We start from the raw sequence: 11,005 nt of genomic DNA, 5'->3' as shown, positions 1-11,005 counted from the left end.
TCGTCTTTTCCTTCAGCAGCATCACCCGTTACACTAGCTTGACTTGGTGTGTAACCAGTAATTTTGGGAGAATTAATAACTGGGTTAGCGTTATCGGCTGGCTTCCAGTCACCCCAAGTAATTGAACCAGTTTTTTCGTTCTTAGTCCCCGTTCTAGTAAATGGAACGGTAACAACTTGATCCTTTGCCATGGTCTTCCCATTAGCATCAACATAGTGAACGGTCACGGTCCCTTTACCACTATTATCAGTTACTGTTGTTAGGGTGTCACTGTAGATAACGGTATGAACATCATCTTTACCTTCAGTGGCATGACCAGTAACCGTTGGCTGATCAGGAGTCATATTAGGAACCTCTGGTGAAGTGATTACTTGATTAGCATTGCCAACTGGTTCCCAGTCGCCCCAAGTGATGTTACCAGTCTCATTATCTCTAGTACCAGTTCTAGTAAATGGAACGCTGACTTGCTTATCTGGTGAAACAGTGTTGCCGTTAGCATCCTTGTAGTGAACGGTAATGGTACCTTGACCACTATTATCAGTCACTTGACTGGTAGCGGGGCCATAAGGGACCTTAGTGTCTGAACCGGGATCCGTAATTGGGTATGGATAGGTCCCATCTGGACCTGGTTTTAATGGTTGACTTGGATCATGGGGGTCCATTGGAATCATGCCAGGAATATTGGGTAATTGAGGTTGTTGTGCTTTAGTAGGATCGTCTGGTTGCGTTTCGTATGGAACATCATGGGATCCGTTGTCAATTGGATTGCCATTGGAATCAACTGGAACTAATTTTCCCAGTTGAGCAACTTGATAATCGATCTTACGAGTTTGTGGAACATAAATTGGGGTAAGAACCACAACTCCATATCCAGGAATATCCCATGAATACTGTTTAGTTGTTGGGTCATAGTTATAACTAGCATCAATATGGTAGGTCGTCTGACCATCACTACCAGGAACGAGGTTTCCGTCTTTATCCGTTAATTGAACACTCATTCCACCATGATCATCAGTTTCAGTATAGGTTACCTCGTAACCTTGTTTCAGATGTGAAACCCACTTAGTCCCAACTACACCAAAACTTGAAATGGTTCCTGTAGCATTTGATGGCTCGGTAGAAATGTAATAAGTGGTGGGAATTTCTGGTGGCATGCCGGTAATATCATATGACTGACCCGCCATTCCAGTGAACTGATGGGTAGCCATGACTTCGCCAGTGTCCTTATTTGTCCACGTAACTGTCGAAGTAACTTTATCTGGAGTATAGGAATTCATAGCTCCAAGATTGGCATCCACTCCGGCTGGGTTATTATAGAACCAGTTTTTTCTGAAAACATACTGTTCAGGATTATCGCCTTCAAATCCCATCGAACTATAGTTATTGCTCCATCTTTTATACTGTATTCCATTAATATAATCGGAGTTATCTACTTCGCCGTCTTGATTAAGAACATAGGTTTTAAGAAGGTTCCCGTCAGCATCAATTTCATTTACATAGACAACTCCGTCACCAGTACGATCAGTTGACCAAACAATCCACTTTACTTTGTTAGTATTGGCAGCATTTTTCACAGTGACAAAACCATACGTAAAGTGATCGGAGTTTGGATCAACCCAAGGAACACCATAAGACTTGTAGTCTGGATCACTAACAGTGATCTTAAATGGTTCAGCAGCAAGATCAGTAGTGGCATTCTTTAGCTGATTCTGGGGATCATTGGTGGCTAAGGCTGCCGCAGTTTGCTTCATGGCTGCTGCTTGATCATCAGTCTTTTGGTTGGCAGCTACCACAGCGTCTTGCTTATTTGCTGTGTTATCACTTGTAGCTGCCTCCTGGTCAGACTTTTGATCAGCTGATGGGTCTTTTAAGGCATCAGCTTCCTTGTTTGCCACATCATCATTTTTAGTGGCATCAGCTTTTTTATCAGAAGACTGGTCCTGTGATACATCATTCTTCTGACTTGAAGCATCGTCACTCTTATTGGCGTCTTGGTCAGTTGCTTGGTCTTTTGCTGAATCGGCCTTTTGATTGGTAGTGTTGTCATTTTTAGTGGCATCAGCATCAGCGTCAGCTTGCTTATCTGATGTGGTGTCATTGTTTTTTGTTATGTTTTGATCAGAGTTTGTTGAATCGGTTTTTTGACTGGTTGCGTCATCACTTTTAGTGGTGCTTTGATCGGTTGTCTGATTTTGTGATGAATCGGTTTGCTTAGCTGAAGTGTCATCATTCTTAGTTGTGTCTTGAGCAGCAGTAACATTTTGGTTACTTGCTGTGTCATCACTCTTGGTGACGTTCTGTTCAGCTGCCGGATCATTGGTAGTCTGATTTTGCGGTACTGTTACTTGCTTATCAGACGAATCACTATTTTGTGAATTCATCTGAGCGTTGCTAGTAACGTCCGCTTTCACATTATGTTGGTTAGACATAAGGATTCCGCCTGAAATCCCGGCTGAAAACATCGTGACTGTAATTGCACTGAACAGCCATCGTTTACCAGCTTTATACATCTTATAATGTGTTTTGCTATCACGATTGAACATATAAGTAAAAACCTGCCCTTCTAATTTCAAATTAATCTATACTTACCGGCTAACTAAGCCTGAAGCAATTATTGCACAAATCGAAATTGAATTGAACACAATTGTATTTTATACAATGTGTGTAAAATACTGTCATAATAAGCTTTTATTTAGTTTAAAGTCATGTGTCTGGTCCCAAATAATACTCATTATGTGTAAATAATCACCAAAAAATGTAATATTTTTGTAACATTAATACTATATATTTAAAAGCAGTAACAAAACTCACTTTCAATCTAAGAAGTAAGTTAAAAAGTACATAAGTACTTTTGTTTCATGGAAATCACAACTAGCACCCACGTAACTAGTAGATCAGCTAATCAAATTAATTCCATTAGAACAAGTATGTGAAACCTTTAAAAAAATTTAATTTGTTATGTACGATCGAGTCCAAAAATAAGAATACTTCTTGTGATGTACATAAAAACTGATTTATAAAGTTTACATCGGTACTCATGCAGGAAACTATAAAGGATATCATATTATAATTGCTATAATACAATTCACATTCAATGGTCGCTTAATGTGTAAAAAGCCTTAATTATCCAAAAGAGTTAAAACAACTCTCGCTAGTGAGTAACTCTCTTAGAATGATTTATATCAAAATTCTGGAGAAAAATATGGCAACCAATGTAACCAAGGACTTAATCGCAAATGAATTTCTAATTCAAGCTAGTCACAAAAGCATCTTTGATATTAACGTGAAATCACTAACAGACTCGGCTGGCGTATCAAGAAAGTCCTTTTATAATAATTTCGAAAGCATTGATGATTTAATCACTTACATTCAAACCACATTATGCAATCAAATTGATGAAGAATTTAATAAGGAAAGCGATCCAGACGACACCTACGTCAATAATTTGATTAATTGCCTACCGGAGCTTGTGTATAAGTATCGCGATCAGATTCGTGTCCTACTCAAACCAAGCCTCAAGGGGATTTTCATGGCTTTTTTACTGAAAAAGTATAAAAGTAACATTATGAACAACTCACCCAACTTTCACGTTAAACAAAAGATTCCCAAAAATATGATTATGAATCTGCAGGCTCAGGCCTTTTTCTTTATTTTGGAGATGTGGATTACCAGTCCAGTCCCAGAAGCACCCCAATCTTTTGAAAAGAAACTTCGCGAATACTTTCAAGACAATTGATATTATCAACTCACGACACAAAAATACCGTGTCGTTATTAGACTAATAACGACACGGTATTTTATTTTGAACTATTTAATTAATTTACCGGACACAATCAACCGTTTGGTTTCACCCGGATTTCCAGAAGCACACGTGACTAGCGTGATTTCTTTTTGGTTGCCATTATCATTAATCACCGAGATGTCATCTTCAGAGACAATCTTTTTACTGGTAACCTTGTAGGTATACTTCTTACTAGGATTGGAAAGGTAGATTTTCTGTCCGACCTTCGCTTTGGATAGCGGCGAAAACAACACGTTTGGGTCCTTCATGTGATGACCCGCCAGGACGTAGTTTTTCTCCCCCATCTTTTCGTCCATCTTCATCGTCCCGGCTCCAATCGTTAAATCATCGTCGTTTAGCCCCTTAAAGATGGGTAAATCAATGTTTAAGTCTGGAATCTTGATGCGGCCAATTGCGGGCGACTGCTTGGCCTTTTGACTCTTCATAATGGCGTTCTCGTCGACCGCCTTCACGTTACTAAAATCATAATCGCCCTTACGTTGATTTCCACGCTTAGCCTCCTGCTTGGTGATACTGTTAGCCTTCTGTCCGCCTTGGTATCCAACCCACCATGAAGTAATCTGAGAATTAAAGACCAGACCAAGCCCGACAACGACCAGGACCACAATTAGAAGGTTCCAAAAAAATTTTTTCATTTTCCTACCGCCATTTCGTAAACGTACTCCTCTACTACATACGCTTATTCTACCTTATTTCTATTTAAAATCTAAAGTTTCGAACTGGCTTTGATAATTCTTATAATATTCTCGGTGGTACGTTCGATGTTTTCGGGTCCCCTTTTAAGGGCCTCTTCCATTGACGTCACTCCGTCTAAGATGTCAATCACCGACGACACTCCAGCATCGTACAGATCACTAATTCCTTCACCGATGTGACCCGTCTCAACGAAGACCGGTTTATGGTATTTCTTGGCCAACTTGGCGACTCCAAAGGGCACCTTACCGAACTTGGTCTGAGCGTCAATACTGCCCTCACCAGTGAAAACGCAGTCGGCATGCTTAATCTTTTCTTCTAGTCCGACCGTCTGTTCCACAATCTCAATGCCGGGACGCAACTTGGCCTTTAAAAAGACCATCAGTCCGGCACCAACACCACCAGCGGCACCGCTGCCAGGAACGCTTGTAACGTCCATCCCTAATTTATCGTTAATCACGTGCGCATAACTTCTTAAATTATTGTCCAGTTGCACGACCTGACTGGAATTGGCACCTTTTTGCGGACCAAACACCGGCGCCGCTCCGTTCTTTCCAACCAGTGGGTTAGTTACGTCCGAAGCAACCACGAATTCGGTCTCGGCGATCCGATGATCGAGTCCCGCCACCGAAATGTCGGAGATGCGACCGATTGAGGATCCGTTTGGAATAATGACCTTTCCGTTTTCGTCCATGAACTTGACGCCAAGGGCCGTTGCCATCCCGGTTCCACCGTCAACAGTCGCACTGCCACCGATTCCGATGATGATTTTTTGGGCGCCAAAATCCAAGGCAGCTCTAATCAACTCACCAGTCCCAAGCGTGGTTGTGACCATTGGATTACGACGGTTTTCAGGAATTAACTCCAGTCCACTGGCCTTCGCCATCTCGATGACCGCGGTCTTGCCGTCACCGAGCATTCCAAAGAATGAATCCACCTTCTGACCAGGAATCGGACCATCAACCGTGACGTCAATCTTCCTTCCATGAGTGGCGTCAACCAGCGTGTCAACGGTCCCTTCGCCACCATCAGCCATCGGAACTTTATCAATGTGGGACGACGGATCAACGTTGATAATGCCCGCCGCCATTGCGCCTGCCACTTGTTTGGCTGACATACTGTCCTTAAATGAATCTGGCGCTAAAACAAACCGTAAACTCATGCTCTTCCTCCTTTCGAATCTGTTCATCCATTAAACCGATTATAACGCACAAAAAAAGCACTTCATATATAATGAAGCGCTTTTCTAAGCTCATAATTTACTTGGTAGCTGGGACTACCGGTGCCTGATAGATCGGGTATTTCTTAATTTCCACGTAACGGGCACAAACCGGTGTGCTGTACAAGTTCACGCCGTCCTTTTGAAACATCTCGAGTTTGGCAATCCGGTCCATGGCGTTCTTGACCACTTCTTCACCCAGAGTGCTTGAAGCGTAGCTCAACTTAATGGTTTTAACCTTGTTTTGATCTGATTTAAAAACTAATTCTAAATTTCTCATGTTCATCCTCCTAATTATTCAGCATCCAAAGTATCAGTGGAACTCAACGTTGCCTTTTTAAATGAGTCACCGGATAATTCCGCTAAAATCACACCGAACTGCTTGATTTGGTCCTCTGAAACGTTTTGCACCAGGTTGTTAAAGGTGTGTTTGGCGTCAGCGTGACCCTCTCCTGCAAGTGTGTATGTTGCACTAGTCTTCATCCAATTTCTTTTCATTTTTTTCATCCTCTTCAGTTTATTTTGTTAAGGCAGTTGGCCAACCCCTTACACCTACTAGAAACGAATCAACTAGTCAATGTGTTACCTAGATTGACTTTTTTGATAATGTGCCTGCGCCACTGGTAGAGGGTCTTCCGTGAAACGTGAAGTTCTTTCGCAATTGCCGTCATCGACTGGCCGCGATACCGTCGTATCACCAGCTGGCGCTCCCTTTCGTTCAATCGGTTCAGGACTTCTTCAAACATGATGCGCGTTTCGACATCTTCGCCGCCATCGGAAATAACATCCAGGTCGGTACTATTTTCAACGTCAATTCTGGAGCTCTGCCTAGTTTCCTTCTTTAATAAATCCAAGATGTGCCAGTAAACTCCCTGATAGATAAAGTTTAACCGACTTTTTTCGTCGGTCGGATCACCCGGATAGCGCTGATACGCACTCACAAATGCCAGTCGTCCTTCTGACACCAAGTCTTGATATTGGTCGTGAAATGGTCTGATTCCTAAACGCTTCAGTACGCCAAAAATCACAACCTCGTGGTCGCCTGCCATTAAGAAACGAAACGCTGCTTGCTCGTTATTCATAAAATTGAATCTCCCTATAGTAGTTTGATCCAAAGGCCTTTGTATCAGGAACTAGCATAAGGTGGGATGAGAATCAGCGCCATCCCGGCAAATGGCGGAATTTTGCCGTCAAAAAAGACGCTAGCTAGGCTAACGTCAAGACATCAAATTTAAAGGTGGAATCCATTTTCCAACTCATAGAGATTAATTTAAAAAAGAGCCATTAATAACTGGCAGAACGCTGCCAAAATCAGCGCTAGTAAAATCGCAAAACTACTCTTGACGGAAAGAATGAACGTCCGTTTTTTGTCCTGAACATGGACAAACTTACGCACATGCTGATAAATTACAGGAATCGTGAACAATACCAGTAACGTACTAACCGGAAGTAGCCGCAACCAGACGGTTACAATCACCATGACATAGGTCACAACATAATTACCAGTAAAAACCACTAACGACCACTTTTTCCCGATGAAAGATGCTAGGGTATGACGGTTTAACTGGATGTCTTCTTTTACGTCACAGAGGTTATTGGCAAGCATGATACTAGCAAGCGGAAACAGAGCGAGTGTGGACACCAAAAGGCCATTTAAAAACAGTTGCCAACTAAATTGTGATACCGGCACGTTTACCATGATGACGGTGTAAGTAATCCCCACTCCCATCGTTAGCGAACATGCCATTTCACCAAAGGGCGTGTGAGAGATGGGCAGTGGTCCGCTAGCATACAAATAACTAATAATAAAGCCAATTACACCAATCACTAGTAACCACATCGTAAAATAAATGCCCAAGATGGCCGTTAGAAACGCAAAGAGCATGGTCGTAATCACTGCCGCCTTAAATGAAATCTTGTTGACCCCTAGTGAATTAGTCTGCTCCCGAAACTTCTTGGCTGCTTTTTTCGAAGTCTTAAAGGCGGAGTGATAATCAGCCAGATTATCCAACGAGTTGGCCATCAACTGGATTAAAAGACACGCTAGTAACAAAATAATAGAATTAAAAACGTCGACTTCCCCGTAATCATAGCTGACAAACATTAATCCCAATAAAAAGGGAATCACGGTTGACACAAGTGAACTCGGTTCCGTTAGGGCAATTAATTTATGAATATTCATTTTAACCTCCGGCTGGATTCGTTAAAGAATCCCGCAAAAATTAATTGATTAAGAAAAGATGTAACATAGTGAATTTAGTAACAAATATTAACTATTTAATAAAAATAGCTTTTGCTTTGCCAAATCATCTTTTCTAATAAATACTATTATAATAGCACTTTGTAACCATATTTACATAAAACATTTCAGCTCCACTTCATGTTAATTTATAAACAATATGTTAGACTTTCACGGTCTAATCCTGCTATATTGAGTGGCACAGAAAGGAGGAATACCATGAAGCTAAACGAGCTAAGAGACGCCCAGTACGTGATCGATCTCGTCTTGATGTATCAGGATGCCTATATCAAGAAACAACAAAAAGAAAGCCTGTACTCATCGCTACCAGTATGCGAACTTAACGATCATGAAATCATCCGCTTAAATCCATACAACGTCACCCCAAACTTTAAAGACAAACGCTCAATTTGGGACTTTGTGCCAAATCACAGTCAACTAAACAAAACTGATGATAACTTCCAGGTCCAAACCGACCAAGTCAAAGACCGTGATGAGGCCAACCGACTAGGATTTATCCGCAACCAATTCTTCAAACAGAAGTGTTACAACGGGGTCAACACCATCGGTGACGAATTCTCAGGAAACATTACCACTGTCTCAGACGACGAGAGCCAGTTCCACGACCTAATCGACAACCCAATCATGTTAGTAGAGTATGCGCTCAGTTTTATCTCCGCGCTTAATCTTTCCAAACTTGAAAACGCCATTGACGACAACGTTGCCTATCACGTCGAACACTACGATTTAGGTCAGGTCTTTAACTTTGAGATTTTTGCCGATGACGACGATTTTAAAATCATTAGTTTTCAATAATTTAATTTTGTAATCACAATTTAATTTCCAGAGACTAGCGCCTACAGACGGGCACTAGTCTTTTTCTTACGGTTCATAGTACCTCATTATGAACTAAAAGTACGTTTAATTTTCTTTTAAAATAATGTATTATTTTTACATATGATCTCAATTAATAATTGGTTCCTGTTAGTATCTTAGATGAATAAATTATTGCGGAGTCTGGTAACTTTTAACAACGGGAGTTCGATTCTTCCCTCTGCACTTAACTACTTATTATGTTTAAATTTTAAAAGTTTAATTACGATCTTTAATATATATGATTTGTACATTCCTCTGGCGGGGCTTTTATAAATAGAAATCATACATAGGTAGTTAATTCCAAAGAGAACTAATCGGAAAGGGACCTTTGATTAATACTTACTTATTAATCAAACCAATTTTCTTATTTTTTCTCTTACCTTAGTCATGGTAGGTCAGCGATGGCTTCGATAATCTGGGTTCGATTCCCAGACTGACCATATTTAACAAAACAATTATCTTAAAAGGAGTATACTTAGAATGTTCTAAAAATTTAGGAGTAGGACCTTGCGCGTTAAGTGTCGGCGGAACGGAATGTGAACGCTGAACGAAAAACTAACAGTTTGCGGTGCTTGGTCCGCATTCGCCACTTTAATTTATGCCAATTTTGGTGGCAGCTCCACTAAGGAGATGTCAGTATGAAGAAAGAATTAGAACATTGGGGGATGCTCCCCCTAAGCACCAAGGGATTAACCTATCTAGCGGTTTTGATGGCCATCAAGATTGTACTAGGTAAGATTCAGTTTCAGACTAGTTATCTGGAGATTGGATTTGGCTTTATTGCCGCTGTATTTATCGCATGGTGGTTTGGCCCGTTCTGGGCCTCCATCTCGGCAGTGATTTTAGATATTCTGCAATCATTTATTAATGGGTACGGCTTTTTCATTGGTTACACTTTTACCGCCGTGTTAGCCGCCCTGATATATAGTTTTGCTTTTTATCACCACCAAAAAATTGGTTGGGTGCGCTTGACGATCACGATGGTAATTATCACGTTAGTGATTAACGTCTTTTTCAACACCCTTTGGATCTCAATCATGTCCAACACCTCGTTTTTCTATTACCTGCCAATCCGGATTGTCAAAAACATCATCGCAACCCCGATTCAGATCGTAATCCTGTACGTGTTAATGAATAATAGAGTCATTCAGCATATGAAACCAAACGTTTTTAAAAGTAAATAATTATAAAAGGTCCTTGAAGTTAAAAACTTCAGGGACCCTTTTTTAGTCTTCTTACATACACAAAAAGCGACCAAATTCATTTCGAATTTGATCGCTTAATGTTAACAGATACTAAAATCTTTTTTATTTATGGTTTTAACATCTAGTTAAATTGCTTATTGGTTCTTCTTGCGTCTCTTAAGTCCGTTAAGAATTCCCCAAAGTCCAACCATTGCGAGTTCAATAACACCTGCAGCAGTTACTAGGTCATTGTTACTTTGTCCGGTTTGAGGTAATTTGTCTGCTTTATTATTCTTCTTCGCAGTATTTTCACCCTTGTTACCGTGATTATTAGTAGCATTACCGTTGTCTTCTGAGGTATTCGTTGAATGGTTGTCACTCATCGAAGTGCTGGTTGAACCGTTAGTGTTTATAGACAGACTATCGCTCGTCGATTGAGAACCACTTAATGAGGAACTTGCACTGGTACTTGCCGAGTTGACATCACTCATCGAAGTGCTAGTTGATTCACTGGCACTCGTGCTTGCCGAATGATTTGTACTCATTGAAGTGCTCATCGAGCCACTAGCGCTTGTCGATAAGCTATCGCTGGTGGATTGACTGCTACTCAATGAAGCACTGGCACTCGTACTTGCGGAATGATTGTCATTCATTGAAGTACTGATTGAACCACTCGTGCTGGTACTTAGTGAGTCACTTGCACTAGTAGAAATACTATCACTAGTACTGGTTGAGCCACTTACACTTGTGGAATTGCTTAAGCTACCACTTGTGGAAGCACTGCCACTTACCGAAGAACTAGCACTCGTACTTGTAGAATGGTTGTCGCTCATTGAAGTACTCATCGAACCACTGGCACTAGTGGATAAGCTATCACTGGTAGATTGACTGCCGCTTACTGATGAACTAGCACTGGTACTTTCGGAATGATTTGTGCTCATCGAAGTACTAGTTGAACCACTCGCACTGGTTGATAGGCTGTCGCTTGTCGA

11 protein-coding genes and 1 riboswitch are annotated in these 11,005 nt (G+C 41.1%); of the genes, 3 read left to right on the top strand and 8 right to left on the bottom strand.

Annotated elements, in window-relative coordinates; translation table 11 throughout:
• A partial coding sequence (locus AC6UD4_RS07165) for a mucin-binding protein (RefSeq protein ID WP_500709644.1) occupies window positions 1-2,543 on the bottom strand: 2,543 nt, incomplete at its 3' end.
• Between the two features lie 659 nt (window positions 2,544-3,202).
• Between AC6UD4_RS07165 and AC6UD4_RS07160 the strand changes: the two genes are divergently transcribed.
• On the top strand, window positions 3,203-3,736 hold the full coding sequence (locus tag AC6UD4_RS07160) for a hypothetical protein (RefSeq protein WP_500694586.1): 534 nt from the start codon (window positions 3,203-3,205) through the stop codon (window positions 3,734-3,736).
• Window positions 3,737-3,807: 71 nt separating this feature from the next.
• Here the strand turns inward: AC6UD4_RS07160 and AC6UD4_RS07155 are convergent, their stop codons facing one another.
• The 6 genes from AC6UD4_RS07155 to AC6UD4_RS07130 all read right to left on the bottom strand — a co-directional run bounded on the left by AC6UD4_RS07155 (window position 3,808) and on the right by AC6UD4_RS07130 (window position 7,896).
• Window positions 3,808-4,437, bottom strand: a complete 630-nt coding sequence (locus AC6UD4_RS07155; RefSeq protein WP_500694587.1) for a class A sortase — start codon at window positions 4,435-4,437, stop codon at window positions 3,808-3,810.
• Window positions 4,438-4,508: 71 nt separating this feature from the next.
• Window positions 4,509-5,657, bottom strand: coding sequence for a glycerate kinase (locus tag AC6UD4_RS07150; RefSeq protein WP_500694588.1), 1,149 nt, complete (start codon window positions 5,655-5,657; stop codon window positions 4,509-4,511).
• A gap of 97 nt (window positions 5,658-5,754) precedes the next feature.
• Window positions 5,755-5,994 (bottom strand): DUF2922 domain-containing protein, encoded by a 240-nt coding sequence (locus AC6UD4_RS07145; RefSeq protein ID WP_500694589.1) that lies wholly within the window; start codon window positions 5,992-5,994, stop codon window positions 5,755-5,757.
• A 14-nt stretch (window positions 5,995-6,008) separates the two neighbouring features.
• Window positions 6,009-6,212 (bottom strand): DUF1659 domain-containing protein, encoded by a 204-nt coding sequence (locus tag AC6UD4_RS07140; protein ID WP_500694590.1) that lies wholly within the window; start codon window positions 6,210-6,212, stop codon window positions 6,009-6,011.
• A 68-nt stretch (window positions 6,213-6,280) separates the two neighbouring features.
• The gene (locus AC6UD4_RS07135; protein ID WP_500694591.1) at window positions 6,281-6,796 is read right to left on the bottom strand and encodes a sigma-70 family RNA polymerase sigma factor; all 516 of its coding nucleotides are present in this window, start codon (window positions 6,794-6,796) and stop codon (window positions 6,281-6,283) included.
• A gap of 188 nt (window positions 6,797-6,984) precedes the next feature.
• Window positions 6,985-7,896 carry a prenyltransferase gene (locus AC6UD4_RS07130; protein ID WP_500694592.1) on the bottom strand — a complete coding sequence of 304 codons (912 nt, stop codon included), beginning with the start codon at window positions 7,894-7,896 and terminating at the stop codon, window positions 6,985-6,987.
• A gap of 276 nt (window positions 7,897-8,172) precedes the next feature.
• Between AC6UD4_RS07130 and AC6UD4_RS07125 the strand changes: the two genes are divergently transcribed.
• On the top strand, window positions 8,173-8,769 hold the full coding sequence (locus AC6UD4_RS07125) for a hypothetical protein (protein WP_500694593.1): 597 nt from the start codon (window positions 8,173-8,175) through the stop codon (window positions 8,767-8,769).
• A gap of 553 nt (window positions 8,770-9,322) precedes the next feature.
• Window positions 9,323-9,420, top strand: a riboswitch (THF riboswitch).
• Between the two features lie 47 nt (window positions 9,421-9,467).
• The gene (locus AC6UD4_RS07120; protein WP_500694594.1) at window positions 9,468-10,013 is read left to right on the top strand and encodes a folate family ECF transporter S component; all 546 of its coding nucleotides are present in this window, start codon (window positions 9,468-9,470) and stop codon (window positions 10,011-10,013) included.
• Window positions 10,014-10,168: 155 nt separating this feature from the next.
• Here the strand turns inward: AC6UD4_RS07120 and AC6UD4_RS07115 are convergent.
• Window positions 10,169-11,005 (bottom strand): LPXTG cell wall anchor domain-containing protein (locus tag AC6UD4_RS07115; protein WP_500694595.1); only part of this gene is annotated, 837 nt, incomplete at its 5' end.

Source organism: Fructilactobacillus sp. X3R5C2 (assembly GCF_059901175.1).
Note: the sequence above shows the minus strand (reverse complement) of the source record. Positions and strands in the feature narration are given on the sequence as shown.

Excerpts from the sequence above, each read along its gene's own strand:
- AC6UD4_RS07140 (WP_500694590.1), bottom strand. The coding sequence starts at position 6,212 with ATGAAAAGAAATTGGATGAAGACTAGTGCAACATACACACTTGCAGGA.
- AC6UD4_RS07125 (WP_500694593.1), top strand. The coding sequence starts at position 8,173 with ATGAAGCTAAACGAGCTAAGAGACGCCCAGTACGTGATCGATCTCGTC.
- AC6UD4_RS07145 (WP_500694589.1), bottom strand. The coding sequence starts at position 5,994 with ATGAGAAATTTAGAATTAGTTTTTAAATCAGATCAAAACAAGGTTAAA.
- AC6UD4_RS07130 (WP_500694592.1), bottom strand. The coding sequence starts at position 7,896 with ATGAATATTCATAAATTAATTGCCCTAACGGAACCGAGTTCACTTGTG.
- AC6UD4_RS07160 (WP_500694586.1), top strand. The coding sequence starts at position 3,203 with ATGGCAACCAATGTAACCAAGGACTTAATCGCAAATGAATTTCTAATT.
- AC6UD4_RS07135 (WP_500694591.1), bottom strand. The coding sequence starts at position 6,796 with ATGAATAACGAGCAAGCAGCGTTTCGTTTCTTAATGGCAGGCGACCAC.
- AC6UD4_RS07150 (WP_500694588.1), bottom strand. The coding sequence starts at position 5,657 with ATGAGTTTACGGTTTGTTTTAGCGCCAGATTCATTTAAGGACAGTATG.
- AC6UD4_RS07120 (WP_500694594.1), top strand. The coding sequence starts at position 9,468 with ATGAAGAAAGAATTAGAACATTGGGGGATGCTCCCCCTAAGCACCAAG.
- AC6UD4_RS07155 (WP_500694587.1), bottom strand. The coding sequence starts at position 4,437 with ATGAAAAAATTTTTTTGGAACCTTCTAATTGTGGTCCTGGTCGTTGTC.